We start from the raw sequence: 26,592 nt of genomic DNA, 5'->3' as shown, positions 1-26,592 counted from the left end.
TGTACTCGACCGTCGTCCGCCCGACCGTCGTCCGCCCGCCCGTCGTCCTGCCGACCGCCGTCCGCCCGGCCGGACCTGTCTTCGTTGTGCATACGACCCCCTGTGCACTCCATGACCCAGGCCAGATTAGACGTGATACGGCGCGTGCGGCTGTGCTGACGTGGCGTCAAGAGCCCTGTGGCGGGCCGTCGGCGCGTCCGCGGCGCGGACCGTTCTCCCGTAAGGCGTCAGGAAGCCGCGCCGCCGTTGCTCTTGAGCAACTGCCCGTTGATCCACTGGCCTTCGGGTGAGCAGAGGAAGTCCACCAGGTGGGCGGTGTCGCGCGGGGTGCCGAGGCGGCCGAGCGGAGTGCCCTGGATCAGGGACGCGCGCAGGTCGTCGGTCATCCAGCCGGTGTCCACCGGGCCGGGGTTGACGACGTTCGCCGTCACGCCGAGGTGGGCCAGCTCGTGCGCGGCGGCCAGCGTGATGCGGTCCAGGGCGCCCTTGCTCGCTCCGTAGGGGAGGTTGCCCACGGTGTGGTCGCTGGTGAGTGCCACGATCCGGCCCGTCGGGGGCCGGGGAGCGGAGTGCGGGCCGGGACGACCGCCGGAGTCTGCGGTCGCGTGGCCGGAAGCGTCGGCCGGTGCGTCGGCGCCCGTACCGTACGAGCCCGCGCCCGGGGCGTCCGCCCGCCCGCCCCGGAAGCGCAGCCCGTACTCGCGGATCAGCAGCCAGGTCGCCCGTGCGTTCACCGCGAAGTGCCGGTCGAACGCCTCCACGGTGGTGTCCAGCAGGCCCGAGTCCACCGACTCCGCGTGCGAGAGGACCAGTGCGGTCACCTGCCCGCCGAGGCGTTCCTCCGCCTCGTCGAAGATCCGTGCCGGGGCGTCGGGGTCGGTCAGATCCGCCTCGATCGCCGCCGTACGGGCCCCGGCCGAGGTCAGCTCGTCCGCGATGGACGCGGCGGCTCCGGGCTCGGCGCCCCACTCCATCCGGCGGTCGTACGGCGTCCAGTAGGTGAAGGCCACGTTCCAGCCGGAGGCGGCCAGCCGGCGCGCGATGCCCGCGCCGATGCCGATGCTGCGGCCGACCCCGGTGATCAGGGCGACGGGGCGTGCCGGGCTGGAGGCGGCCGAGGGCTGTTCGTCGAAGGTCACACGGTGATCCTTCGTGACCCGAACGGGTACGTCAACGGGCTTTCCGGGCTCGGATTCACCCTCTCGCACCGCCGCTGACCTGCGACGATCCATCTTCCTGGTGGGCCGACCCGATCTTTGTGTTTCCGTACGGCGAGGCGCGCTCCTAGCGTGGTCGGTGCGCGGCGGAAACTGTGATGAACAGTGTGTACCGCGCATATCGGAAGGCGCTCGGAACCCGCTGGGAAAGCGCTCGGACGCGTACCGAAGCGGATGGCCCGATCGGCCCGATCGGACCGAGTGGCCCGAGCGACCCGAGAGATCCGAGAATCGAGAGAGGGAATCGTCATGGGTGAGCAGCAGACGGCACTGGACGGCAAGACCGCGGTGGTCGCCGGAGGGGCGAAGAACCTCGGCGGACTCATCAGCCGCACGCTCGGCGAGGCCGGTGCGAACGTCGTCGTCCACTACCACTCCGAGAACACGGCCGCCGACGCCGAGAAGACGGCGGAGGCCGTACGGGGCACGGGCGCGCAGGCCGTCGTCGTCCGCGAGGACCTGACCCGGGTCGAGGGCGTGCGCAGCCTCTTCGACCAAGCGCTCGACGCCTTCGGCGGGGTGGACGTCGCCGTGAACACCACCGGCATGGTGCTGCGGAAGCCGATCGCCGAGACGACCGAGGAGGAGTACGACCGCATGTTCGCGATCAACTCCAAGGCGGCGTACTTCTTCCTCCAGGAGGCCGGCGCGCGCCTCAACGACGGCGGCCGCATCGTCAGCCTCGTGACGTCCCTGCTCGCCGCCTTCACGGACGGGTACTCCACCTACGCGGGCGCGAAGGCCCCGCTGGAGCACTTCACCCGGGCGGCCGCCAAGGAGCTCGCGCCGCGCGGCATCTCTGTGAACAACGTCGCTCCCGGGCCGATGGACACCCCGTTCTTCTACCCGCAGGAGACGCCGGAGCGGGTGGAGTTCCACAAGTCCCAGGCGATGGGCGGCCGGCTGACGGAGATCGAGGACATCGCGCCGCTGGTGAAGTTCCTCGTCACCGACGGTGGTTGGATCACCGGGCAGACCATCTTCGCCAACGGCGGGTACACGGTCCGTTGATCCTCGTCCGGGAGGCCGCGTGAGTCTGGACCTGCGCAAACTGGAGCACCTCGTCGCCGTCGCCGAGGAGGGCGGATTCACCCGGGCGGCCGAACGGCTGCACCTCAGCCAGCAGGCGCTCAGCACCAGCATCCGCACGCTGGAGCGGCACGTCGGCGTCCAGCTCCTGGACCGGGGTCACCAGCACGTCACCCCGACCCCGGCCGGACAGGCCCTCATCGAGGACGCCCGCGCCCTGAACGCCCAGGCGCTCGCCGCCCTGGACCGCGCCCGGCGCATCGGGCGCGGCCGGGCGGGGCACCTGCGCGTCGGCCACACCCCGGCGGTCACCGCGGAGGAGGTCGTGGAACTGCTGACCCGCGCCCGTACGGAGGAGGAGGGCATCCAGGCCCACGTCCGCCAGCTCTTCCCCGACGAGCTGCGCGAACACCTGCTCACGGGCGCCTGCGACGTGGGGCTGAGCCGGGCGATGCCCGCCGGTACGGGGCTGACCCGGGCGCGGATCGCCGAGCACCGCCTGCGGGTCGCCGTACCGGCCGGGCACCCGTTGGCCGACCGCGCCTCGGTGGCCCTGGCCGACCTGCGCGACCAGCCGCTCACGGTGTGGGGCGAGCCCGGCTCGTCCGCGTACACCGACCTGCTGATCGGGCTGTGCCGGCAGGCGGGCGTGGAGCCGGACACGCGCCGCAATCCGGTCCAGGGCACGCCTCCGGTCACCGCCGTCACCGCGACCGGGCGCATCGCCTTCGTCACGACGCCGGCGGGCCCGGCGGCGGGTGGCGCGGCCCGGGTGGTCGACCTCGACCCGCCCGTACGGGTCCCGGTCCACGCGCTGTGGCCGACGCACACCACGTGCCCGGGGCGGGACCTCTTCCTCAGCCGGACCGGCAGCGGGGACGGTAACGGGCACGGGGGCGGAAGGGGAGGCGAGGGCGGCTCAGGGGGCGGGTGAGGCGGACGGGGCCCGTGTGTGCGGTGCGGGCAGTTCGGGCGGCTCCCCGGCCGGTTCCGCCACCTTGCCCGGTTCCGTCGGCCGCTCGGCTTCGTCGTACCGCTCAGCCCCGTCGGTTGATCCGGGCGTACGTCCACCGGAACACATGCCGCAACGGAACGTGCAACCCAGCGCGGTGCCGTCGTCGCTCGTCGTGCGGCGAGCCCGCGCCCGACATGCGGGGGCGGGGGCGACGACACAGACTCAGGTGGGGCTCCGGGACGTCCGCTCCCGGACGCAGACAAGACAGCCGAGGAGGAACACGATGACCGCATCGGTCAGCGACCCGGTGGTGCGGAAGTTCGTCGCCGCGGTGAACGCGGGCGACAAGGACGCCTTCTTCGCCGACGTCCTCACCGAGGACGCCACCATGTCCGACGACGGCAGCGAACGGGACCTGGCGGCCTGGACGGAGAAGGAGATCTTCTCCCCGCAGGCCAACGGGCGCATGGAGGTCGTGGAGGCGTCCGACGACGGCCGCAGCCTCGTCGTCGACTACACCAACGACACCTGGGGCACCATGCGGACCCGGTGGATCTTCACGGTCGCCGGTGACCGCGTCAGCCGCTTCGAGACGGGCCAGGCGCCGTCCTGAGCCCGCTGTACGGGTGCGTCGGCGGAGACGCGGGGGACGGGAGACCACCGGCGGATGCGCGGGCGGGGGCCGGGACGCGAGCCCCGCACGAGGTTGGGAAACGGGCCCGCGAGCCCCGTACGAGGTCTGGAAACGGCCCCGTGAGCGCCGTGCGGGGTCTGGAAGCGGCCCCCGTACAGAGCGCCGCCCCTCACGCGCGGCGGTAGGTGCGGCCGCCGCGGCGGGGGAGGTCCGCCGGGGCGTCGCGGCCGCAGCGGGTGATCCTCAGGGCGAGGTGGATCTCGGCGCGTACGGTGGCGTCGGCGAGGTTCTGCGCGAGGTGGTCGGCGCACTGGTGCAGCCAGGTGGTCAGCGTCGTGCGGTGGACGTGCAGTTCGGTCGCGGCGGGGGCGGTGCGGGCGTGATGACGCAGCCAGCAGGTCAGGGCGATCCGCAGACGCGGCTCCAGGCCGTCGACGAGCCCGCCCGCCCAGGCCCGTACCGCCCCGGTGTCCAGGATTCCGCCCGGCAGCGCCTCCAGCCGCGCCTCACCCGCGTTCCGTAGGGCTGCCTCGTCGGAGCCGGAGGCGGCATCGGCAGCGGCGTCGGAGTCGGCGGGCGCGGGGGCGCGGAGGGCGAGCAGCAAGTGGGCCCGGACGGTGGCGTCCTCCAGGTCCGCGTCGAGCAGCCGGGCCGCCTCGCGTATCCGGGCCCGTACGGTACCGGCGGAGAGACCGAGGGCCTCCGCCGCACTGGGTTTGCTGCCGGTGCGCAGCCACACCAGCAGCAGGTGCTGCTGGGCCGGGTCCAGCGGGCGCAGCACGGCCGCCGCCCACCGCGCGTACGGGGCGGCGGGCAGGAGCGGTGCGAGCCGGGGTGCGCCGATCGCGTCGGCGGGGACGATGCGGTGCGCCGGGGTGGCGCTGTGCCGGGCGGCGGCCGCGTCGCAGTAGGCGGTGGACATCTCGGCCAGGGGCAGCGGCCCCGCCATGCCCGCGAGCAGGCCGTGCCGCTCGCACACCCGGGAGACCAGGCGCAGGATCCGGCCGTCGTCGGAGCCCCGGTGCACCTCGGCGACGACCAGCTCGCCGTCCAGCCGGCCCAGCAGCGTGCAGGCGTCGGCGTGCGGGGTGAGGGTGGGGCGTACCGCTCGCCACAGCACCTGGTGGGCGGCGGGGGTGTCCTCGCCGGTGAGCCGGTAGACGGTCACGTGCGTGTAGGCGCCGCCGCCCAGGGCGTCGACGACGGCGTCGGCGTGCCCGGCCAGCAACAGCCGTAGCAGGGTGGTGTGCAGTCGCATCTGCTCCCCGCGCAGCTCCGCCGCCCGCTGCCCGCGCACCTCCAGGAGCGCCGCCGTGGTCGCGGCGACGTGACCGGTGTGCTCGGCGGGCGTGGCCGGTGCGGGGGCCAGCACGAGAACGGCTCCGGCGGCCGGGAGTTGGACGCTGTACGGGTGGTCGTGCGGGGCGGCCGCCGCGTGGACGCCGTCGGCCGCCGCGGCGGCGGGGGCGCTGTAGACGGCCCCGGCTATCGGATCGGCCAGCACGGCCCACCCCTGGACCAGGGTCGCGGCCTCGGCGATCAGCCGGGCGCCGGAGCCGGTCGCCGCGCGCAGCAGGCGGCCCGTCGTGTCGCGCCCGTCGCGGGCGTCCCAGGGGCCGTTGGGCCCGTGGCCGGTCGTGCCTGTGCCCATGATGCCTGCGCCTGTACCTGTGCCTGTGATGCCCGTACTTGTGCCTGCTATGTCTGTGCCTGTGCCCGTGGTGCGGTCTGTGCCCGTGGTGCGGCCTGTGTCGCGTACGTCGGTCGTGGTGCGCCGGTCCACGTCGCGTGGAGTGGACCCGGTCGCGCCGATCCACGTCGCGTGACGCGGATCGGCGGTGCGCCGGTCAGGGAATGCGGGCGACCGCACCCCAGCCGGCGCGGTCGGTGGTGGTGCCGGTGTTGGCGTCGGGGCGCCAGTTCGGCCAGGACACCATGCCCGGCTCCACCATCTCCAGCCCGTCGAAGAAGGCGACCGTCACCTCCGGCTCCCGGAAGATGTACGGGATCGCGCCGCTCGCGTTGTACTCGTCCTGGACGGCCCGGTGGGCGTCGTCGGACGCGGTGGAGTGGCTGAGGGAGAGGTAGCTGCCGGAGGGCAGGCGCTCCACCAGGCGGCGGACGAGCGAGAGGGCGTCGTCCCAGTCCACGATGTGGCCGAGGACGTCGCTGATCACGAGGGCGACCGGCTGGGTCAGGTCCAGGGTCTTCGCCGCCCCGGCGAGCACCGCGTCGGTGTCGCGCATGTCGGCCTCGACGTACGCGGTCGCGCCCTCGGGGGTGCTGGTCAGCAGCGCGTGGACGTGCAGGAGCACCAGCGGGTCGTGGTCGACGTAGACGATGCGGGAGTCCGGGGCTATCCGCTGGGCGACCTCATGGGTGTTGTTCGCGGTCGGCAGCCCGGCGCCGACGTCGAGGAACTGCCGGATGCCGGCGTCCCGGGCGAGGTAGGTTACCGTGCGGCGGAGGAAGTCGCGCGACTCCTGCGCGAACGTCTCGATCAGCGGGTACTTCCCCCGGTACGCGTCGCCCGCCGCCCGGTCCGCGGGGAAGTTGTCCTTGCCGCCGAGCCAGTAGTTCCAGACACGGGCGGAGTGCGCGACGCTCGTGTCGATCTGGGAGGGCAGTTCCGGCCCGTTCGCCTCAGGCCCATTTCCGGTCGTACTCATCCTGCAACACCTCTCCTGTTCGGTCCGGCCGCATCGCCATCACGCACGACACGTCCAGCATTCCCTGATACGTCTGCACCGGGTGCGGGCTGTCCCACACCTCCGCCGTTCCGGGCAGACCTCCCTCCCGCACCACATGGTCCGCGATCTCCCGGACTTCCACCCGGTAAAGGCTCAAGGCCGGTACGCCGGTCAGCGGGTGTGGCGGAGCGTACTCGGGGTGCAACTGCACCGTCACATCGCCGCGTTCGGCGATCCGCCGTAGTGCCCGAAGCTGTTCGCGCATCACCTCTTCGCCACCCACCCGGCAGCGCAGCGCGGTGACGGGGAACACCGCCCAGAGCCGCGTCTGCTGCTCCCGCAGACGATGTTGACGCTCCATCAGGAAATCCGCACGCCGTTTCCGTACGGCCTCGTCCTGGTCGGGGTGGACCGCCGCGTCCACGGCCATCGCGTACGCGGGCGTGCGCAGCAGTGCCGGCACCAGCGCCGGGTCCCACGTGCGGACGACGCCGGCGGCGGACTCCACGCTCATCACGTCCATCTGCCAGGGGGCCATCGCGTCCCGCCAGGGATGCCACCAGCCGGGCAGGTTGGCCGCGTTGAGCCGTCCCATGATGTCGTCGGTCTCCGCCGCGCCCGCCCCGTAGGCGGTGAGCAGGGCGGACACCTGCCCCACGTCGAGCGAGGTCTGCGCCTGTTCCAGCCGCCGCAGCGTCGAGGGGTGCCACCCCAACTGCGCGGCGGCCTGCGGTACGGACAGGCCCGCGCCCTCCCGCAGCCGCCGGAGGCGGGCCACCAGGACCAGATGCCGCGCCGTCCTGCCGGATCTCTCGCGCGCCACGGCGCCACCTCCCCGGTTCGGCTCGATCTCACCGACATTCCGCGCAGGTTGCGCGGAATGCACACAGCGCACCTTGCGACGTTCGCACGGCGCTCCCAAGGTAAGCATGTCCGACCGTATTCCACGCCAACAGGGAGGGACAGAGGCGATCTTGCTCCCGTCGCCCACCGACTGCCGCACGACATCCGCTCCAGCGAGCCTCCAGCACCTCTCCCACAGGCCCTGACCCCCCACCTCACGGCCCGCCCGCACCGCGCCACCCCCGGACCTCACGCAGACCCGCGCTCGCGCCCGTAGCCCAGTGCCGCCCGTAGCTCCGCACCGCCTCGGCTGTCCCGCGCCCGCGCACGCCGTTCCACGCACCGTCGTTCCGGCGGCCCGTTCTCTGGAGCCCACCTCATGAACCACCTGACCGACCTGACCGCAGTGCCCGATCTGGCCCCGCTGACCCACCCGAAGCTCCGGTCCGTCGTCGCCGTTCCGAGGTCCGCTCCGCCCCGCCCGCTCGACCTGCGCGTCCGCGCCCAGCGCATCCAGATCGACGAACTCGTCGTCGACGATCCGCACCAGGTGCTCGCCCACGCCCAGCAGGCGGCGCTCGACGACCCGGACATGGCTGCCCAGTTCGGCCACGGCCCGATGGACACGATGTCGCTCTCGGAGGCGGCGGCCCTCCTGTGCGCGCTGTACGACACCGACGCCCTCACCACCATGGGGCTGCGCCTCACCCGCGAAACCACCCGCGTCTCCGCCTCCAACCAGCAGTCGGAGCCGGTGTCGTTGGTGCGGACGACCACGGTGGAGGGGCACGACTGACACGCCCCGCGCAGGGCGTGAGGCCCGCCCCCGCAGGGCGCAAGCACCGTCTCCGAAGCGCACGTTGGGGAGGACGCCGGCCGCGCGCGGCAGACTGGGCGCATGGACTCAGGACTCGCCGCGCTCCTGGGCGCCGCCGTCGGCTGCGCCGCGACCCTCGGGGCCGCCGTGGTCACCGGACGGGCCCAGGCCCGCTCCCAGCACGCCCAGCAGAACCGCCAGCACCGGCGGGACGCGTACGCCCGATACCTGAGCGCCCTCCACGACCGCGATCTCGCCATGGACGCGGTGCTCGACGTCCTCCGCTCGGACCGGCCCGATCCGGCGGCCCTCGATGAGCGGACGGACCGCTTCGTCGCCCTGGCCCGCGAGGTCCACCGGGCGTGCGAGGTCGTCATCCTGGAGGGACCGGCCTCCGTCGCGGACCTCGCGAGCCGCGTCACCGACGCCTCCGCCGACCTCTCGTACGTCATGCGCCGCATGGCCGAGAACGCCCGCGCGGGCGACACCACCCGCACCACCGAGGACGCGGCCCTCGCCGCGGAACGGGAGCAAGCCCTCTACACCGCGATCAAGGAATTCCGCCTGGCGGCCCGCACCGCCCTCGGCCGGACGGTCTGACGGGGGCCGGGGCGGTGAGTGCGCCGTATCACCCCGCCGCAAGCACCAGGCGAGTCCAGCGGACTCCCTCGCGGCCGTGAAGATCGTCGCGCTCGCTGCGGTGTACCACCCGCAAGCCGTACGAACGGCCCAAGAGCACCGTTTCGGCCGCCGAGACGTCGAACATGCGGCGGCCCTCAGGGACGGGGCCGTGCCGCAGAGTGAGGAAGAACCGGCCTTCCGGCGCCAGCAACGAGGCTGTCCTTGCCATCGATCCCCTGCGCTCCGCCTCGTTCAGGTGCATCCACACCGCTGTGGCGAAGACGGCGTCGAAGCGGCCCGGGTGCCGGTGGAGCGGCAGTTCGGGGAGGGCGTCGTCCACCCAGTGAACGGTTCGGGTCCCGTGGATCCGCTCTCCGTGTGCGCGTAGTTCGGCGGTCGGCTCCGCCGCCACGCACCGGTACCCGCGAGCCGCCAGCGCCGCGGCGTCCCGCCCGGTGCCCGCGCCCACGTCCAGGACGCGGGCAGGCGCGACGGGCAGCAGGTGCAGCACCTCGCGGTGGACCTCCTCGAAGCTGACCTGCTCGTACTGGACGGCCAGCGCGTCGGCTGCTTCGGAGTACCCGGCAGTGCTTCCGTCCGCGACGGCGGGGCGCGGGGAGGATCGTCGGTCGCTCATGGGTGGGCAGAGTAGCGGCGGTGAGTTCACCACGGGCCGTACGGACTGCGGCAAGGGACGCCGCGAGCTCGACGGACAGGGCGTTCCGGTGTCGCCTGCGGGATTCCGTGGCCCTGGAGATCTCTTCGCAGTCGGTGCGTGCGCAAGCGCCCGGGTCCGACTGTCACGGCTCGCCAACCGCTTCGTGTCCGAAAATTGTTCTCGATCGCATACATGTTTCGCTCGCCGCGCTACTCTCTCGCATCGCAGACAGGGAACGCGTACAAACGGGGGATGGCCATGTCCAGTTCGGAGCGCTGGCAGGAACTGTTCGGACCGGGCGGCGATGAGCCGGCGATGAGGCTTGCCTCGGCATCCTCCAGCCTCGGGGCCGAAGGAGGTGGAACTGGGAACCTCAAGCATTCCAAAGGGCCTTGGACCAGTGCCTCCGGTACGGCCGGGGAACTGCGGACCAGGACCGAGACGAGCAGGTCGGTACTCAAGCGAGGCCACGAAGGCGTCCAGGCGGGGACAACCGGTCTCAGCTCTGTCGCGGCCCTCAAGAGTGTGCTGACGTCCTGGGAGGACCGCCTCCAAGCCGTACGGGACGAGTGCGGACAACTCGCGGGGAGTCTGCTGACGGTCGCCAAGGAAATGGGGGAGTCGGAGATTGCTGTCAAGTCGTCCGTCAAGGGAGTCCACGTCCCCGACGCGGTGGATTGAAGGCGATGACCCCCGCCCTCACCTGGCAGATGCTGCGCGATCTCAAGACTTCCGGTCTCACGCAAGCGGGCGACAGATGGCACGAGGTGTCGAGCCGATCGGCCGCTGACCGGGGACAGGTCGACCGCGCGATGTCAGCGAAGCTCCGCGAGACCCAGGAGAGCGAGTCCGCGGAAGCCGCCCTTCGCGGGCTCCGGCGTCTCAGCCGGAATTTCCAGTATCTGCAGACGGAATGCGGACTGGTCCGTACGGCACTCAACGGGCTCGCCGGTGATCTCGCCGAGCCGCAGAGCCAGTTGAAGCAGGCACTCGATGATGCTGCCGCGCTGAACTTCACCGTGCGAGAAGACGGCTCCGTGAGCTACCCGGCTACCGAGGTCGCAGACATGACCGGAGCCAAGCGGGAAGCGGCAGGCGGCAATTCTCAGGGAGACGCCCGTCTCCCGTTGGACCGATCCGGCCTCGGCCCGCCGGGACAGCGGTCGTTGCATCCCGGGTACTCCGGGTTCGTGCCGACGAATCCCAACGCGGCGAAGGCGCAGGAAGTGGCCGACCGTATCGCCCGAGCCGTACGGTCCGCACAGGAGATCGACGCGCGGTACGCGAAGGTACTCCATGGCCTGAGGGCGGAGAAGGGCCTGGACGTCACGGCGGCCACGCTGAAGGACGTAGCCCGGGACACTGCCGATGTCCGCTCCACCGCAGGTATGCATCTCGCCGAAGGCATCCCGCAGGACAAGGACCCCGCCGAGCGTAAGAGGTGGTGGGACGGGCTGTCCGAAGAACAACGGCAGGAGTACCTGAAGGTTGCCCCGGACCTGATCGGCGATCTCGACGGCATTCCGGCGGTGATGCGCGACGAGGCGAACCGCAGGCACCTCCCGCTCCTCATCGAGGCGCTGGAACGTCGGGGCGGTGACGACGCGAAGGACAAAATTGATGCCCTCCGAATGCTCCAGGACAAACTCGAAAAGCCGAGCAATCCACCCATGTTCCTCTTGGGGATCGGGTCCGAGAGCAACGGACGCGCGATCGTCTCGTACGGAGATCCAGACGCGTCGAAGCACGTTGCGGCCTACGTCCCCGGTCTCGGCACCAAGCTTGACGGCGATTTTGTCGAAGAAACCATGAAGCGAGCCCAGGATACGGCCCTTGGTGCGCAAGAAGTGGATCCGTCCAGCGCCGCCATCATCTGGCTGGGCTACGACGCTCCACAGAATGTGGACGTGATGGATAAGGGTGATGCGCAACGGGGCGCACCGGCGTACAACGAGTTCATGTCGGGCCTCTCGGTGACGAATGCGCACGAGGATCCGCACGTGACGGCGATCGGGCACTCCTACGGCTCGCTGACCGTGGGCACGGCAGCACAGCAGGCGGGCGGGATCCCAGGCGTTGACGATGTGATCCTGCTCGGCAGCCCTGGCGTGGACGCGCAGAAGGCAACAGAACTTGGTGTCGGTAAGGACCATGTGTTCGTCGGTGCTGCCGATAACGACCCGGTCACCCACCTGCCGTCGAAGAGAGAGGTTGGGCTCGGCGTGATAGCAGGGAGTGTGCTGGGAGGCCCGCTCGGGGTGCCGGCGGGAATCGAGGTCGGGCGTGACCTTTTCGATGCCGGGAACGACGATGTGTATTTCGGTAAGGATCCGGCGAGCGAAGCCTTCGGGGCCCAGCGCTTCCGGGTGGACGACGGGCCGAGGATGGTTTTTGAGGCCGGTCTGTTCGATGCTCATTCCCAATATTTCGATCCAGTGAAGGATCAGGATTCAGCGGAAAGCATCGCGAAGATCGTCGGTGGAAGTCCTGAACACATTGTGAGGGAGAAGCATCGGTGAGGCGCATGAAGCAGGCTTTTCGCCGGTTTTCCGTGATGGTCGCGATCGGCGTACTGCTCGCTGGGTGCGGGCTGTTGAGTGAATCCCATAATGAGAAAGGGGCGTCCACGGGAATGGACATGCAGGCGGCGGCGGAACATGCCGACGGGATGTTCTACGCGACGGTCGGAGAGGTCAAGCCGGAGGTCGCATGGACCCACCGCGCGACGACGACCGGCAGGTGCGATGTATCGCGCTATTGGGCGGTGATGACGGTCATCTCGGAACAGCGGCGGGGTAACTTCCTGGGTGTGGTCGAGCGCTTCTGGAAGGCGAATGACTACCGGATCGGCACGGTCAATCCGAGCAAGGACCTGCCGACGATCATTGCCACATCCCCGGACGGCTTCGGCATCAGAGTCAGCTTCGGCTACAAGGGACAGGCGTTCTTCGAGGTCACCACTCCCTGTGTGGACAAGTCGGAGGTGGCTCCGCCCACGAAGGCGGCGAACGGCCGCGCGTACGAAGGCAAGATCCCCACGCCCGACGTCCGCTCGGACTTCTGGTCGGCCGCGTCCCCGGTGCCGAGCCCGTCCGCTTCGGGCTGACGCCGCCGGCTTCCCCCTCGGCGGACCCGGCTCAGGCGGAGGAGGCGGGGCCCCCGTCAGTCCAGCCGTTCCAGGGCGAGGGCCGTGTGCTGGGTGTCCAGGCCCTCGACCGCGACGATCGTGCAGGCGGTGACCCTGGCCCGGTAGACGCGGCTGACGACGAGGTCGGCGCGCGGGGTGAGCGGGTACGGGTTGGCCGCGAAGCTGTTGCCGCCGTTGCCGGCGCGGCTGGCGTGGACGTGGTTCATGTAGCGGATGCCGGTGTCCAGATCGAGGACGACCGGGTGGCGGAACGCCTCGCTCAGATCCCAGCCCTTGCGCTTCTTCTCCGGCCGGGTGTCCGCGTACTCGGTCACCTCGACGGTGTGTCCGACCGGTATCGGCACGGCGTGGTTGAGCGGCAGGATGAACGACATGCCGGTCAGCGTAGAAGGGCGCCGGTCCGGGAAGAAGGGCCCGCCGCCGCCGTACCGCGCGCAGGCTGACGGGCGGGCGCGCGCCGGGGGAGCCCGGCAGGCGCGACGGACGCGGCCCGGCAGACGCCAGGACACGGCGTACGTACGGGGGCGGGCGAGGCCCGGTGGACACGGCATACGTGTGAGGCCCGGCAGGCGCGACGGACGCGGCCCGGCGCACGCGAGGACACCGCATACGTGCGGGGGCGGGCGGGGCCCCGGGCGATGGGTGAAACGGGCGAGGCGGGGAAGACGGGCGGAGCGAGTGCCCGAGCCGTCGCCGCCTCCGGACGCTGACCGATAGCAGCCGTACACGCGGACAGGACTCGGGAGTACAGTCTGCGAGGCCCTGGCAGCCCCGCCGCCGCGCGACGACGGTGTACGGCCGCCCCACCCCCGTACCCCACCAGGTGAAACATGTCCGCCACTACCGCTGAAACCGCTGCCGACGCCCCCGAAGCCACCGACCGACCGGCCCTGGACGATCGCACCTGCGAGCGGCGGACCCTCCGGCTCAGACGCAGGCTGGAGCGGCTGATAGGGATTGCCGCCACCGAGGGCAACGCCCTCGTCCCGCTCCGCAACGGCGACCAGATCTTCGGCGCGATGCTGGAGGCGATCCGGGGCGCCGAGCACACCGTGGACCTGATGACCTTCGTCTACTGGCGGGGTGACATCGCCCTCAAGTTCGCCGAGGCCCTGGCCGACCGCGCCCGCGCCGGGGTCCGGGTGCGGCTCATGCTCGACGGGTTCGGGTCGCGGCTCATCGAGAAGGACCAGCTGGCCATGATGGACGAGGCCGGCGTCACCGTCACCTGGTTCCGCAAGCCCCTCTACCTCTCGCCGCTCAAGCAGAACCACCGCTGCCACCGCAAGGTCCTCGTCGTCGACGAGCAGACCGCGTTCACCGGCGGTGTCGGGATAGCCGAGGAGTGGTGCGGCGACGCCCGCAACGAGCGCGAGTGGCGGGACACCCACGTCAAGGTCACCGGGCCCGCCGTCGACGGACTGGCCGCCGCGTTCGCCCAGAACTGGGCCGAGTGCCACGACGAGCTGTTCGACGACAGCGACCGGTTCATCACGGAGGAGCACCACGGCGACTCGATCGTCCAGGTCGTCCGGGGCTCCGCCTCCCTCGGCTGGCAGGACATGCAGACCCTGATCCGGGTCGTCCTGGAGTCCGCCGAGGAACGCGTCCGCCTCACCACCGCCTACTTCGCTCCCGACGCCTACTTCACCGGGCTCCTCTGCGCCGCCGCCCGGCGCGGGGTGGAGGTCGAGATCCTGCTCCCCGGCCCGCACACCGACAAGCGGGTCTGCCAGCTCGCCGGGCAGCGGTACTACGAGGAGCTGACCGCCTGCGGCGTGAAGATCTACCAGTACCAGCCGACGATGATGCACACGAAGTCCATCACCGTGGACCGGGTCGCCTCCCTCATCGGCTCCACCAACTTCAACCGGCGCTCCCTCGACCACGACGAGGAGGTCATGCTCGCCGTCCTCGACCGCGACTTCACCGCCACCCTCGACGGCCACTTCGACGAGGACCGCGAGAAGAGCGTGCTGATCGAGCGCGCCCGGTGGAAGCGGCGCGACCTCCTCCAGCGGGCCCGGGAAGCGGCCGTCGTCCCCATCCGCCGCTTCCTCTGATCCGCACGGGAGAACCGGGTTCCGCCGGTCGCGGCTTCCGGAGGCCGCCGCCCCGCACGGAAGACCCGCGGGCGGCACCCGGGCCGCCGCCCCTCCCCGCCCCTCCCCGCACGGAAGAACCGGGGCGGCTCCCGCCCCCCTCCCCGCCCCCGCCGCACACCCGCTCCAGGTGTCGGGCGTGGTCCGGCGTTCGCCGGGAAGGCGGGGAGGGCGACCCCTCGTCCGCCATGTGAAGGGAAGGGCCCATGAGCGCCACCGCCGAGACCTCTCCGGCACCGTCCGCCGCGGTGATCACCGAACCGCTGCCCGACCTTCAGCTCCAGCTGCTCATCCAGCTCCTCGACGAGGACCCTCGCTCCAGCCTGCCGCTCACCCTCACCCACCCCGGCGGCCTGCTCCACGGCGATGTCATCGGGCACGAGCAGTGGAAGGCCGAGTGGGCCAGGAGCCTGCGCCAGGTCGAGGGCGAGGGCGCCAACCTGCTCGCCGAGTTCCCGGAGACGGTCGACCAAGGCGTACGGGAGCTGCGCGCCGAGGAGGAGGCGGCCGGGGCGAGCCGGCTGCCCCGCTGGATCCACCTGAGGGACGTCACCCTCATCGCCGGGGCCATGACGCCGGTCTCGCTGCCCCTGTGGCGCGGACGCCTCGCCGACGTGTCGGGGTGGGCGCTGGGCCGCCCGCAGTAGGCCGGGAGCCGGGCCGCCGTCGGCGCGGCGGCGGGCGAGAAGCCGGCCGTCGGTGCGTCCGTAGCGGGCGAAGGCGAGCGAAGGGCCGCCGCAGCAGCCCGGAGCGGAAGCCGGGCCGCCCGCAGCAGCCCGGCGTGATCCGGGCGAGAAGCCGGCCGCCCGGATCACCCCGTCGGCCGGCTCCTAGAGTGGCGGCATGACCACAGAGAACGGCTTAACGGCCGACGCGCCGCAGTCCCCCGTCACCTTCATCAACGTCTTCGAGATCGCCGCCGACGAACTCGACGCGTTCATCGAGAAGTGGGAGCAGCGCGCCCGCCTCATGCGCGACAAGCCCGGCTTCATCGACTCCCGGATGCACCGGGCCCGCTCCACGGACTCCCGCTTCCAGCTCGTCAACGTCTCCCACTGGGAGAGCCAGGAAGCCTGGGAGACCGCCACCGCGGACCCCGACTTCGCCTCCCGCACCCGCGCCGCCCGCGAGGAGAGCCGGCAGCCGATCACCCCGAACCCGGCGGTCTACGACGTCGTCGTGGAACTCACCGCACCCTGAGGGGCTTCTCCCGTACGCACGTCGGCCCCGGCGCCTGTCCAGGCGCCGGGGCCGATCGCGTACTACGTCGAGCGCCGGGAGCGTCGTCAGAGCTTCTCGGGCGTCCGGATGCCGAGCAGCGCCATCCCCCGGTGCAGGGTCCGGGCGGTCAGCTCGACCAGGAACAGCCGGTTCTCCACGACCTCGGGGGCGTTGTCCGGGCTGAGCACCTGGCACTGGTCGTAGAACGTGGTCAGGTGCGACGCGAGCTGGTACAGGTACGCGGCCAGCTTGTGCGGCTCGTACCCCGCGGCCACCTCCGCCAGCACCTCGCCGAACTGGTCCAGGTGCAGACCGAGCGCCCGCTCCGCCGGGACCAGCTCCAGCTCCGGGTGGGCGGCCGGAACCGCGTCACCGGCCCTGCGCAGGATCGACCGGATCCGGGCGTACGCGTACTGGAGGTACACCGACGTGTCGCCGTTCAGCGCCACCATCTGGTCCAAGTCGAACTTGTAGTCCCGCACGGCGGAGGTCGACAGGTCCGCGTACTTCACGGCCCCGATGCCGACGTACCGGCCGTTCTCGACGATCTCGTCCTCGGACAGGCCCACCTTCCCGGCCTTCTCCCGGACGACCGCCGTGGCCCGCTCGACCGCCTCGTCCAGGAGGTCCTGCAGCCGGACGGTCTCGCCCTCACGGGTCTTGAACGGCTTGCCGTCCTTGCCGAGGACCGTGCCGAAGGCGAGCTGCACGGCCTTGACGTCCTCGTTCAGCCAGCCGGCCCGCCGGGCCGTCTCGAAGACCATCTTGAAGTGCAGTGACTGCCGGGCGTCCACCACGTACAGCAGGGTGTCGGCCTTGAGGTCCTGCACCCGGTCCCGGATCGCGGAGAGGTCGGTGGCCGCGTAGCCGTAGCCGCCGTTCGTCTTCTTCACGATGAGCGGGACCTTGTTGCCGTCCGGGCCCTTCACATCGTCGAAGAACACGCACAGCGCACCCTCGGAGCGGACGGCGACACCCGTCTCCTCCAGGATCCGGCAGGTCTCCTCCAGCATGTCGTTGTAGCCGGACTCACCGACGATGTCCGGGTCGCGGACCTCCATGTCGAGCTTGTCGAACACCGAGTGGAAGTAGATCTTCGACTCGTCGACGAAGCCCTGCCACAGCTCCAGCGTCTCCGGGTCCCCGGCCTGGAGCGCCACCACCCGGTCCCGGGACCGGGCCTTGAACTCCTCGTCCGAGTCGAACAGGGCCCGCGACTCCTTGTAGACCCGGTTCAGCGTCGACATCGCCGCCTCGCCGTCGCTCGCGCCGTCCGCCGCGCCGTCGTGCTTCAGGGCGCCCGGGTGCTCGATCAGGTACTGGATGAGCATGCCGAACTGGGTGCCCCAGTCGCCGATGTGGTGCCGCCGGACCACGTTCTCGCCGGTGAACTCCAGGATCTTGACCATCGCGTCGCCGATGACCGCCGACCGCAGGTGGCCGACGTGCATCTCCTTCGCCACGTTCGGCTGGGCGTAGTCGATGACCGTGGTCCCGGCGTCGGCGTCCACCGGCACGCCGAGGCGGCCCTCGGTGTCGGCGGCCCGCGCGGCCAGCGTCTCGACGATCGCCTTGTCGGAGAGCGTGATGTTGAGGAAGCCGGGGCCGGAGACCTCGATGTCCTTGATCAGCTCACCCGCAGGGAGGGCGGCGGTCACCTGGGAGGCCAGCTCCCGGGGGTTGCCCTTGAGCTTCTTGGCGAGCGCCAGGATGCCGTTGGCCTGGAAGTCGGCCCGGTCGCTTCGGCGCAGCAGCGGGTCGGCGGCGCCGGCATCCGGCAGTGCTGCCGTCAGGGCGTCCGCCAGCTGCTGCTGGAGCGAGGAAGCGAGGGAAGGGACCGAGGCCATGGTCTGGCTGCCGTTTCCGTAGGGGGACAAGGGATCGCTCCAGTATCCCACGGGGTGCAAAGCCGTTTTACGGTCGGCGTTCCGCCCGGCCCGCCCCGGACGGAAAGCCATTTTCGCGCTGCGGGGCATAGCTGGGAGAATGGCCCGTACCCCATCGGGAAACGACAGACGAGAGAAGGACGTGCCGACCGTGGCCGAGAGTCAGACCAGCACCGAGACCGACTGGGTCTCCCGCTTCGCGGACGATGTCATCGCCGAATCGGAGCGTCGTGCGCCTGGCAAACCGGTCGTCGTCGCCTCCGGCCTGTCGCCCTCGGGCCCGATCCACCTGGGCAACCTCCGCGAGGTCATGACCCCGCACCTGGTCGCCGACGAGATCCGCCGCCGCGGGCACACCGTGCGCCACCTGATCTCCTGGGACGACTACGACCGCTACCGCAAGGTCCCGAACGGCGTCCCCGGCGTCGACTCCACCTGGGCCGAGCACATCGGCAAGCCGCTGACCTCGGTGCCCGCCCCGGCCGGCTCCGCCCACCCGAACTGGGCCGAGCACTTCAAGGCCGCCATGACCGAGGCCCTGGACGAGCTGGGCGTCGAGTACGACGGGATCAGCCAGACCGAGCAGTACACCGCCGGGACGTACCGCGAGCAGATCCTGCACGCGATGAAGCACCGCGCCGACATCGACGCCGTCCTCGACCGCTACCGGACGAAGAAGGACCCGGCGGCGGCTCAGGGCAAGGGCGGCGGCAAGAAGCCGCAGCAGCAGAAGAAGGTCGACGAGGCCGAGCTGGAGGCCGCCGAGGGCTCCGGCGCCGCCGACGAGGACGACGGCAGCGGCAACAGCGCCGGCTACTTCCCGTACAAGCCCTACTGCGGCAACTGCGAGAAGGACCTCACCGTCGTCACCTCCTACGACGACGACACCACCGAGCTGAACTACACCTGCTCGGCGTGCGGCTTCGCCGAGACGGTCCGGCTCAGCGAGTTCAACCGCGGCAAGCTGGTCTGGAAGGTCGACTGGCCGATGCGCTGGGCGTACGAGGGCGTGATCTTCGAGCCCAGCGGCGTCGACCACTCCTCGCCCGGCTCCTCCTTCGTCGTCGGCGGCCAGATCGTCCGCGAGGTCTTCGACGGCGTCCAGCCCATCGGGCCCATGTACGCCTTCGTCGGCATCTCCGGCATGGCCAAGATGTCCTCCAGCAAGGGCGGGGTGCCCACCCCGGCCGACGCGCTGAAGATCATGGAAGCGCCGCTGCTGCGCTGGCTCTACGCCCGCCGCAAGCCCAACCAGTCGTTCAAGATCGCCTTCGACCAGGAGATCCAGCGGCTGTACGACGAGTGGGACTCGCTGGGCCGCAAGGTCGCCGACGGCACGGTGCTGCCCGCCGACGCCGCCGCGTACTCCCGCGCCGTCCGCACGGCGGCCGGGGAGCTTCCCAGCACCCCGCGCCCGCTCCCGTACCGGACGCTCGCCTCGGTCGCCGACATCACCGCCGGCGCCGAGGACCAGACGCTGCGCATCCTCGGCGAGCTGGACCCGGCCAACCCGCTGACCTCGCTGGACGAGGCGCGCCCGCGTCTCGACCGGGCCGAGAACTGGATCACCACCCAGGTCCCGGCCGAGGCCCGCACCATCGTCCGGGACGAGCCCGACACCGAGCTGCTGGGCTCCCTCGACGACCAGGGCCGTGAATCCCTGCGCCTCCTCCTGGAGGGCCTGGACACGCACTGGTCGCTGGACGGCCTCACCACGCTCGTCTACGGCGTGCCGAAGGTGCTGGCCGGCCTGGAGCCGGACGCCAAGCCGACGCCGGAGCTGAAGGCCGCGCAGCGGTCCTTCTTCGCCCTGCTCTACCGCCTCCTCGTCAGCCGCGACACGGGTCCGCGCCTGCCCACGCTGCTGCTCGCGGTGGGGGCGGACCGGGTGCGCAGGCTGCTCGGCGCGTAGCGGTGCGCTTACGCGGACGCTCGTCGGCCCGTGTGCCGGAGGGCCGCCGCCCAGGGACATCCCGGGCGGCGGCCCTCCGCCGCGTCCCGGGGCCGGGCACGGCGGCCGCCCCACCCGCCGAAGCCACCACCGGGCGGGGCACCGACCACGGCGCGGGGCCGCCCACCGGTCCCGCCGACCACGGCGCGTGTCCGCCCGCCGGGCCCGCCGACCACGGCGCGGGGCCGCCCACCGGACCTCCGGGTTCGGACGCGCGTCCGCCCACCGGCCCCACAGAACGCGACACGGGTTCGTCTCCCGGGTCTCCCGGCCACCCCGGCCGCCCTGGCCGGGCCCCGGGTTCGTCTCCCGGCCACCCCGGCCGGGCCCTGGGTTCCTCTCCCGGTCCAGCCGGCCGGGCGCTGATCGGGCGTACCGTCGTCACCGCTCTCCCGCTCTACCTGACCATGCTCGCCTCCACCGCGGGCGCCCTGGTCGACACCGCCGTACTCGGCCGGCACGCCACCGCCACGCTCGCCGCGTTCGCCCTCACGATGGCCGTGTACACCCCGGCCACCGCGACCGTCGCCGGTGCCCTGCGCGGGGTCATGCCCTTCACCGCCGCCCACGACGACGACCCCGACGCCCTGCTGCCGGTGGTGCGCGACGGCCTCTGGCTCGCCATCGCCACCGGGCTCCTCGGCGCCCTGGCCGTCGCCGGGGTGCCGCTCATCGGCCTCGCCTCCGGCGTACCGCACCGGACCCTGTCGGAACTGGGCGTGTTCCCCCACCTGATGGCGGCGAGCGTCCTGGTGGCCGCCATGGGCAACGCCGCCACCTCCACCCTCGTCGGCCTCGGCCGCTCCAGGCTCGTGATGCGCGCCGGGATGTCCGGCACGGCCGCGGCCGTGGTGCTCTCCCCGGCCCTCGTGAACGGCGTCGGCCCGCTCGACGGGCTCGGCCTGCCCGGAGCGGGGATCGCCATGCTGACGGCCGCCGCGATCAGCGCCGCGGTGGCGCACACGGGACTGCGCCGCTGCGCCGTCCTGGCCGGCCGGCCGCTCGGCCCCGGAACGCCGAGGGTCCGGGCGGTGGTCGCGCTGGCCGGCGTCGGCCTGCCGCTCGCGGCCACCGTCCTCATCAAGTTCGCCGTACTCGGCGTGCTGGCCGTCGCCGCCGCGCGCATCGACCCCGTGCACGCGGCCGCCCACAGCATCTCCGTCTCCCTGACCGGCCTGGTGTTCACCGCCGCCGTCGCCGTCGGCCAGGCCACGATCCCGCTGGTGGCGCCCCACCTGAAGGCCAAGGACGTCCGAGGGGTGCGCGCCGCCGTACGCGCCGGAGCTGTGACCGCCCTCGGCGCGGTCCTGCTCATCGGCGGGGTCCTGGCGGTCCTGCGCGTCCCGGTGCTCTCCCTCTTCACCCACGACGCGGCCGCCCGGGACCAGATCCTGGCCCTGCTGCCCCTCGTGCTCCTGGTGGTCGTCACCGACGCGCTCCAGGCGGTCTTCGGCTTCGGCCTCGTCGCGATCAGGGACACCGTGCCCGGCCTGCTCGCCTTCGCCGTCTGCTACGGGCTGCTGGCCCTGGCCGCCGTCCCGCTCACGGCCCGGGGCGGACTCACCGCGCTGTGGCTCGCCCTGCTCGGCGCCAACACCCTGCTGGTCGTCGGGCAGGCGACCTTCTTCCACCGGCGCAGCGGCCGGCTCGGCGTCCCGGGACCGGGCACGGACTGAAACCGGTCGGACGTGGACACGGGCCCGACCGCGCCGTGCTGTTCGCGGGGCGGGTCGCGCCGTGGGGCGGTGCGTCAGGCGCTCTGGTCGGCCGTCGTACGCTCCGAGGCGTACACCTGCTCGAACTCGGGCCACAGGCGCTGAAGCAGCTGATGGGCGTGGGGGTGGCGGACGTCGCGGTCCTCGGCGAGGTGGTTCACCAGGTCGTCGAGGCCCGGAGCGCCGCCGTGCTCGTCCTTGTACGCGCTGAAGGACTTGAAGGCCATGTTGGCGTACTCGTTGTCCTCCTGCGGCCACTGCTCCAACTGCGGTGCGTCCTCGGGGGCGTACGCGGGGGAGTCGTCGGCGTGCTCGGCAGGGACGGGGGTCTGCTCGGCAGGGACGGCGGCGTCGGCCGGGGCCTTGCCGGGGGCGGCCTCACCGGGCTCCCCGGAAGCTTCCCCGTGAGCCTCGACGCCGGCCTCGTCGCGGGCCCGGACCGGGGTGTGCTCCAGGCCCCCGTCCTGGTGCGGGTCGTACGCGCTCTGGTGCGGGGCACCGTCGGGCAGCTTCTGCGTCGCGAACCAGGGGCTGTCGTGCGTGGGCGGCACGGCGGGCGCCTGCTGCTGCGGCAACGGGCCCTGCGGGTGCGGCTGGTGGGGTTGCTGGGACTGCTGGGGGTTCTGGTTCTGGCTCTGGTGGGGCTGCTGGTCCTGCGGGTGCTGCTGGAGCCCCTGCTCCTGCGGGTGCTGCTGGTCCTGCGGATGCGGGTGCGGGCGCTGCTGGGGGTGCTGGTCGTCGCGCCCGGGGCCGTCCCCGTACGCCTGCTCGTGCCCGTGGTCGCCCTGCTCGCGCCCGTGCTCGTGGTCGCCGGGCCGCCCCTGCCCCGGCTCGTACGGCAGCTCCGCCTTCGGGCGTGGGCCCTCGACCGGCGGCAGCAGCGCCGGTTCGATACCGGCGGCGGCGAGGCCCGCCGGGGCGGTCTCGGCCAGCGGGACGCCGTACTTCGCCAGCCGCAGCGGCATCATCGACTCGACCGGGGCCTTGCGCCGCCAGTTGCGGCCGAACCGCGCCTGGAGCCGGGCCTGGTAGATCAGCCGGTCCTGTTCGAGCTTGATGACCTGCTCGTAACTGCGCAGCTCCCACAGCTTCATCCGCCGCCACAGCTTGAACGTCGGTACGGGCGACAGCAGCCAACGGGTGAGGCGGACCCCCTCCATGTGCTTGTCCGCCGTGATGTCCGCGATCCGGCCCACCGCGTGCCGCGCGGCCTCGACAGCCACGACGAACAGCACCGGGATCACCGCGTGCATCGCCGTACCGAGCGGATCCGGCCAGGAGGCGGCCCCGTTGAACGCGATCGTCGCGGCGGTCAGCAGCCACGCCGTCTGCCGCAGCAACGGGAACGGGATGCGCATCCAGGTGAGCAGCAGGTCCAGCGCGAGCAGGACGCAGATGCCCGCGTCGATGCCTATCGGGAAGACCAGGGAGAACGATCCGAAGCCCTTGTTCTCCGCGAGTTCGCGCACAGCGGCGTAGGAGCCCGCGAAACCGATCGCGGCGATGACCACCGCACCGGCGATGACGACCCCGATGAGTATGCGGTGCGTGCGTGTCAGCTGCATCGCGGCCACGCGCGATCCCCTCCCCGACCTCTGCTGCCCGACTGCGGCTTCCGCGCCCGGCGTTGGTTTTCAGCCGAACCTCAGACGTCCGGCGATGGCACAGCCTGGCACATGTGTACGAGTTTCGTTGCGCGGGGAGGGGGGAAAGCCCGGCCCCCGAGGGGGTCGGGCTCTCCAACGCGCGGGCCGGACCTGCGGTTTGGCGATCCGCGGGAGCGTCAGGTCACGACTTGGGCGTGGCCTTGGCCTTCTCCTTGGGGGAGTCCTCGTCCCCGGAGTCGGCCGAGTCCTTCTTGCCGTCGTCCCCGGCCTTCTCCGTGCCCTTGTCGGCGTCCTTGTCCTCGCCCTTGGCCGGGGGCGTGGCCTCGGCGGTCTTCTCGACCGCGCCGATCGCCTCCTTGACCGCCTTCTGCGCGCCCTCGACCATGTCGGCCGAGCTGGGCTTCTTCCCGCCCGCGAAACCCGCGCCGTTGTACGTCAGGGTGACGACGACGTTGCCGGTGCGCGCCACGACGGTGGCGTACTCGAAGTCCTCGTCCGTCTTGCTGAGGCCGTACGTGACGACGGTGGCCTCCTCGCCGATGCCCGCCGTCGCCTCGGCGGCGACCTTCGTGGCGCCCTCGGCGGCCTTGGCCTTGGCGATCTGCTTCGTGTAGTCGGCGGTGGCGCGCTCGGCCCCGCTGCCGAGCGCCTGGTCCGAATCGAACCGGGTGAGGCCGACGTCAAGCCAGCGGTACTGCGAGCCCTTGAGGCCCTTGTCGTCCAGACCGTTCCAGGAGCAGCTGCCCCGGGCCGAGAGGTCGCTGGACTGCCCGGCCGTGCCGCCCTTCTTCTTGGCGTCGGGCACCAGGTCCTCGACGGTCTTCTTCCCGATCGCGCCGCACGGGTCGGGCAGGTCGGAGAACTTCGCCGGCTCGACGGTGGGCTCGGAGGGCTTGGCGCTGGCCGAGCCGGACGGCGAGGAGCCCGCGTTCTTCTTGCCGTCGGAGCCGGAGTCCGACGAGCAGCCGACGGCTACGAGCATCACCGGAACGGCGGCGCAGGCGAGGATGCGGGACAGGCGCGGGGCAGATCGGTGCATGGTTCCTTCACTCGGATGGCACGGAGCTCTCGGTGCGGGAGGTCTCGGTTCGTGCGGTGTACGGGCGGGCGGGCTCGGTAGCGGGCGGGTACGTCTTCCGGACAGCCACCGTACGACGGGCGGCGACCGGCCCGCGCCGCCGCCGGGAACCCCGCGGGGGCCGGAAAGCGGCCGGTGAGGCCCCCTGGGCGGGCGTCTACTCGCTGAGCTTCTCGGCCAGTTTCCGGGCCAGTGCCTGCGCCTTCTCCTGGAGTTCCCTGCCGTCGGGCCGCTGCGTGATGAGGGCCGGCTGCTCGGCGTACCGGACGGTCACGACCACGTTCGATGTGCGGAACACCACGCTCACCGTGTGGTTCTGCGCGGTGGAATCCGCCCCTTTGGGAAGGTCCTGGAGGAATGCGGCATCTCCGAGATTGTCGAGGAGGCGGGAGGGAAGGGCGTCCTCGGGATCGCCGCTGCCGGGGTCACCGCTGCCGGGGGTGCCGCTTCCCGGAGTGCCGTCCGAGGCGGCGTCGTCGCTGCCGCCGCCGCTGGTCGCGGAGGACGAGGGGCTCGCGGTGTCCGTCGCCTTCCCGCCACCCTCGCCCTTCTCCTTGTCCTCTTCCTCTTCCTTGTCCCCGCTTCCGGTGGTCGCGGCCGCGTCCGCTGCGGGCGCCGTCGGGGAGGACAGCCCGGCGGCCTTCTTCCTCTTCTCGTACACCGTGTCGGCGCGGTCGTCGTCGCTGACCGCCGGGTCGTACGAGACGACGCGCTCGAAGTCGATGACGAGGCTGCGGGTGGCGTTCGGCGCGTCCGCCTTCCAACTGCACCCGACTTTGCGGTCGGTGTCGTACGTGACGGCCGCCGAACCCCGGAACACCTTCTCCCGCTGGTCCTGCGGCAGCTCGGCCGTGCCCGGCAGCAGGTCGTTGAGCGTGGTGCGCGGTACGGCGCGGCAGGGTGAGGGCAGGGTCGCGTAACGGCCCGGGGGTGCGGGCGAGACCGCCGGTGTGCCCGGCTTGCTGTCGGCGCCGTTCGCGTCACCGCCGCCGGCGCTGCAGCCGCCGACGACGAGCGCGGCCAGGAGTGCGACGCCGGGTACGTACGCCTTGTGTCGCACCGTCCCAGGCTCCCTTCGGTACGGAAAACGTGTTGCCGCTCGACGGCGGCCGATGGACACAATGTGTATCGCACGCGCCGCCGTGTCCGCCGGTCGGCCGACAGGTTTGCCGACCTTGGCACCGGTATTGCGCTTTCAGTCTTTTCGGGGGAATCGAGGAGTTATGTCGTACGTAGAGATACCGGGGGCGAAGGTCCCCATCCGCATGTGGGCGGACCCCGCGACGGTCGAGGACGGCGCGATGCAGCAGCTGCGCAACGTCTCCACCCTGCCGTGGATCAAGGGCCTCGCCGTCATGCCGGACGTCCACTTCGGCAAGGGCGCGACGGTCGGCTCGGTCATCGCGATGCACGGGGCGGTGTGCCCGGCGGCGGTGGGCGTGGACATCGGCTGCGGAATGTCGGCGGTGAAGACCTCCCTCACCGCGAACGACCTCCCCGGCGACCTGTCCCGCCTGCGCTCCAAGATCGAGCAGGCCATCCCGGTCGGCCGGGGGATGCACGACGACGCGGTGGACCCGGGTCGGCTGCACGGGTTCTCGACGGCGGGATGGGACGACTTCTGGGGGCGGTTCGGCGGAATCGCCGAAGCGGTCAAATTCCGCCAGGAACGCGCCACAAAGCAGATGGGAACGCTCGGCTCCGGAAATCACATGATCGAGTTCTGTCTCGACAGTGATGGGGCGGTGTGGCTGATGCTCCATTCCGGCTCCCGCAACATCGGCAAGGAACTCGCCGAGCACCACATCGGCATCGCGCAGAAGCTCCCGCACAACCAGGGCATCATCGACCGGGACCTCGCGGTCTTCATCTCGGACACCCCGCAGATGGCGGACTACCGGAACGATCTGTACTGGGCGCAGGAGTACGCCAAGTACAACCGCGCGATCATGATGGCGCTCTTCAAGGACGTGGTCCGCAGGGAGTTCAAGAAGGCGAAGCCGGTCTTCGAGCAGGAGATCTCCTGCCACCACAACTACGTGGCCGAGGAGCGGTACGACGGAACGGACCTGCTGGTCACCCGCAAGGGAGCGATCCGCGCCGGCTCCGGCGAGTACGGGATCATCCCCGGCTCGATGGGCACCAGCTCGTACATCGTGAAGGGCCTCGGCAACGAGATGGCGTTCAACTCGGCCTCCCACGGGGCCGGTCGCCGGATGAGCCGGGGCGCGGCCAAGCGACGCTTCACCGTGCGTGACCTGGAGGAGCAGACGCAGGGCGTCGAGTGCCGCAAGGACTCCGGCGTGCTGGACGAGATCCCGGCCGCGTACAAGCCGATCGAGCAGGTCATGGAGCAGCAGCGGGACCTGGTCGAGGTCGTCGCCAAGCTCAAGCAGGTCATCTGCATCAAGGGCTGAGCC

The 26,592-nt window shown here is 71.6% G+C and carries 24 protein-coding genes; 14 read left to right on the top strand and 10 right to left on the bottom strand.

Annotated elements, in window-relative coordinates; genetic code table 11:
• Positions 1-227: 227 nt before the first annotated feature.
• Entirely contained in the window at positions 228-1,139 is a 912-nt protein-coding gene (locus IF19_RS0107930; protein ID WP_030115745.1) for an SDR family oxidoreductase, read from the bottom strand.
• A gap of 327 nt (positions 1,140-1,466) precedes the next feature.
• Between IF19_RS0107930 and IF19_RS0107925 the strand changes: the two genes are divergently transcribed.
• The 3 genes from IF19_RS0107925 to IF19_RS0107915 all read left to right on the top strand — a co-directional run bounded on the left by IF19_RS0107925 (position 1,467) and on the right by IF19_RS0107915 (position 3,814).
• Positions 1,467-2,228, top strand: a complete 762-nt coding sequence (locus IF19_RS0107925) for an SDR family oxidoreductase (RefSeq protein WP_030115744.1) — start codon at positions 1,467-1,469, stop codon at positions 2,226-2,228.
• Between the two features lie 19 nt (positions 2,229-2,247).
• Complete coding sequence (locus tag IF19_RS0107920) at positions 2,248-3,180, top strand: LysR family transcriptional regulator (RefSeq protein ID WP_050492572.1); 933 nt, start codon at positions 2,248-2,250, stop codon at positions 3,178-3,180.
• A gap of 304 nt (positions 3,181-3,484) precedes the next feature.
• Positions 3,485-3,814 (top strand): nuclear transport factor 2-like protein, encoded by a 330-nt coding sequence (locus tag IF19_RS0107915; RefSeq protein WP_030115742.1) that lies wholly within the window; start codon positions 3,485-3,487, stop codon positions 3,812-3,814.
• Positions 3,815-4,004: 190 nt separating this feature from the next.
• Here IF19_RS0107915 and IF19_RS0107910 read toward each other — a convergent pair whose 3' ends face one another.
• The 3 genes from IF19_RS0107910 to IF19_RS0107900 all read right to left on the bottom strand — a co-directional run bounded on the left by IF19_RS0107910 (position 4,005) and on the right by IF19_RS0107900 (position 7,348).
• Positions 4,005-5,486, bottom strand: a complete 1,482-nt coding sequence (locus tag IF19_RS0107910; RefSeq protein WP_030276242.1) for a helix-turn-helix domain-containing protein — start codon at positions 5,484-5,486, stop codon at positions 4,005-4,007.
• A gap of 196 nt (positions 5,487-5,682) precedes the next feature.
• On the bottom strand, positions 5,683-6,504 hold the full coding sequence (locus IF19_RS0107905; RefSeq protein WP_030115738.1) for an SAM-dependent methyltransferase: 822 nt from the start codon (positions 6,502-6,504) through the stop codon (positions 5,683-5,685).
• Positions 6,479-7,348 (bottom strand): helix-turn-helix domain-containing protein, encoded by an 870-nt coding sequence (locus IF19_RS0107900; RefSeq protein WP_030115737.1) that lies wholly within the window; start codon positions 7,346-7,348, stop codon positions 6,479-6,481. Before IF19_RS0107900 ends, IF19_RS0107905 begins: the two co-directional genes overlap by 26 nt.
• 399 nt (positions 7,349-7,747) lie before the next feature.
• Here IF19_RS0107900 and IF19_RS0107895 point away from each other — a divergent pair, with 399 nt between their 5' ends.
• A complete protein-coding gene (locus IF19_RS0107895; protein WP_030115736.1) occupies positions 7,748-8,164 on the top strand; it encodes a hypothetical protein in 417 nt (138 codons plus the stop codon).
• A 102-nt stretch (positions 8,165-8,266) separates the two neighbouring features.
• Positions 8,267-8,785, top strand: a complete 519-nt coding sequence (locus IF19_RS0107890; RefSeq protein WP_030115735.1) for a hypothetical protein — start codon at positions 8,267-8,269, stop codon at positions 8,783-8,785.
• A 28-nt stretch (positions 8,786-8,813) separates the two neighbouring features.
• On the opposite strand, the gene IF19_RS0107885 is transcribed toward IF19_RS0107890, so the two are convergent.
• Complete coding sequence (locus IF19_RS0107885; RefSeq protein ID WP_030115734.1) at positions 8,814-9,443, bottom strand: class I SAM-dependent methyltransferase; 630 nt, start codon at positions 9,441-9,443, stop codon at positions 8,814-8,816.
• A 546-nt stretch (positions 9,444-9,989) separates the two neighbouring features.
• Here IF19_RS0107885 and IF19_RS1000000138145 point away from each other — a divergent pair.
• From IF19_RS1000000138145 to IF19_RS0107870, 3 genes are read left to right on the top strand one after another with little or no spacing between them, the layout of a single operon-like run.
• Positions 9,990-10,145 carry a hypothetical protein gene (locus IF19_RS1000000138145; protein ID WP_234313170.1) on the top strand — a complete coding sequence of 52 codons (156 nt, stop codon included), beginning with the start codon at positions 9,990-9,992 and terminating at the stop codon, positions 10,143-10,145.
• Between the two features lie 5 nt (positions 10,146-10,150).
• Positions 10,151-11,983 (top strand): alpha/beta hydrolase, encoded by a 1,833-nt coding sequence (locus tag IF19_RS0107875; protein WP_030115732.1) that lies wholly within the window; start codon positions 10,151-10,153, stop codon positions 11,981-11,983.
• Between the two features lie 5 nt (positions 11,984-11,988).
• Entirely contained in the window at positions 11,989-12,570 is a 582-nt protein-coding gene (locus tag IF19_RS0107870) for a hypothetical protein (RefSeq protein ID WP_234313173.1), read from the top strand.
• A 56-nt stretch (positions 12,571-12,626) separates the two neighbouring features.
• Here IF19_RS0107870 and IF19_RS0107865 read toward each other — a convergent pair whose 3' ends face one another.
• Positions 12,627-12,986: a hypothetical protein gene (locus IF19_RS0107865; protein WP_030115730.1), complete on the bottom strand. Its 360-nt coding sequence runs from the start codon at positions 12,984-12,986 to the stop codon at positions 12,627-12,629.
• A gap of 456 nt (positions 12,987-13,442) precedes the next feature.
• On the opposite strand from IF19_RS0107865, the gene IF19_RS0107860 reads away from it, so the two are divergent.
• The 3 genes from IF19_RS0107860 (at position 13,443) to IF19_RS0107850 (ending at position 15,914) form a co-directional block, all read left to right on the top strand.
• Positions 13,443-14,675 (top strand): phospholipase D-like domain-containing protein, encoded by a 1,233-nt coding sequence (locus IF19_RS0107860; protein WP_030115729.1) that lies wholly within the window; start codon positions 13,443-13,445, stop codon positions 14,673-14,675.
• Positions 14,676-14,920: 245 nt separating this feature from the next.
• Complete coding sequence (locus tag IF19_RS0107855) at positions 14,921-15,361, top strand: hypothetical protein (RefSeq protein WP_030115728.1); 441 nt, start codon at positions 14,921-14,923, stop codon at positions 15,359-15,361.
• A 196-nt stretch (positions 15,362-15,557) separates the two neighbouring features.
• Positions 15,558-15,914 carry an antibiotic biosynthesis monooxygenase family protein gene (locus IF19_RS0107850; RefSeq protein ID WP_032747423.1) on the top strand — a complete coding sequence of 119 codons (357 nt, stop codon included), beginning with the start codon at positions 15,558-15,560 and terminating at the stop codon, positions 15,912-15,914.
• An 86-nt stretch (positions 15,915-16,000) separates the two neighbouring features.
• Here IF19_RS0107850 and argS read toward each other — a convergent pair whose 3' ends face one another.
• Positions 16,001-17,782: an arginine--tRNA ligase gene (gene argS, locus IF19_RS0107845; RefSeq protein WP_030115726.1), complete on the bottom strand. Its 1,782-nt coding sequence runs from the start codon at positions 17,780-17,782 to the stop codon at positions 16,001-16,003.
• A 181-nt stretch (positions 17,783-17,963) separates the two neighbouring features.
• On the opposite strand from argS, the gene lysS reads away from it, so the two are divergent.
• Both lysS and IF19_RS1000000138650 read left to right on the top strand, forming a co-directional pair.
• Positions 17,964-19,733 carry a lysine--tRNA ligase gene (gene lysS, locus IF19_RS0107840; RefSeq protein WP_030115725.1) on the top strand — a complete coding sequence of 590 codons (1,770 nt, stop codon included), beginning with the start codon at positions 17,964-17,966 and terminating at the stop codon, positions 19,731-19,733.
• Between the two features lie 446 nt (positions 19,734-20,179).
• Positions 20,180-21,448 carry an MATE family efflux transporter gene (locus IF19_RS1000000138650; RefSeq protein ID WP_032747421.1) on the top strand — a complete coding sequence of 423 codons (1,269 nt, stop codon included), beginning with the start codon at positions 20,180-20,182 and terminating at the stop codon, positions 21,446-21,448.
• A 74-nt stretch (positions 21,449-21,522) separates the two neighbouring features.
• Here the strand turns inward: IF19_RS1000000138650 and IF19_RS0107830 are convergent, their stop codons facing one another.
• The 3 genes from IF19_RS0107830 to IF19_RS0107820 form a co-directional block, all read right to left on the bottom strand.
• Positions 21,523-23,061, bottom strand: coding sequence for a DUF2637 domain-containing protein (locus IF19_RS0107830; RefSeq protein WP_030115723.1), 1,539 nt, complete (start codon positions 23,059-23,061; stop codon positions 21,523-21,525).
• 214 nt (positions 23,062-23,275) lie between these two features.
• Positions 23,276-24,133, bottom strand: a complete 858-nt coding sequence (locus IF19_RS0107825) for a hypothetical protein (RefSeq protein ID WP_030115722.1) — start codon at positions 24,131-24,133, stop codon at positions 23,276-23,278.
• A gap of 196 nt (positions 24,134-24,329) precedes the next feature.
• Positions 24,330-25,232, bottom strand: a complete 903-nt coding sequence (locus IF19_RS0107820) for a hypothetical protein (RefSeq protein WP_030115721.1) — start codon at positions 25,230-25,232, stop codon at positions 24,330-24,332.
• 163 nt (positions 25,233-25,395) lie between these two features.
• On the opposite strand from IF19_RS0107820, the gene IF19_RS0107815 reads away from it, so the two are divergent.
• Positions 25,396-26,589, top strand: coding sequence for an RtcB family protein (locus IF19_RS0107815; protein WP_030115720.1), 1,194 nt, complete (start codon positions 25,396-25,398; stop codon positions 26,587-26,589).
• Positions 26,590-26,592 lie beyond the last annotated feature (3 nt).

This window comes from Streptomyces californicus, from assembly GCF_000717645.1.
GTDB classification, from domain to species: Bacteria; Actinomycetota; Actinomycetes; order Streptomycetales; family Streptomycetaceae; genus Streptomyces; species Streptomyces californicus.
Note: the sequence above shows the minus strand (reverse complement) of the source record. Positions and strands in the feature narration are given on the sequence as shown.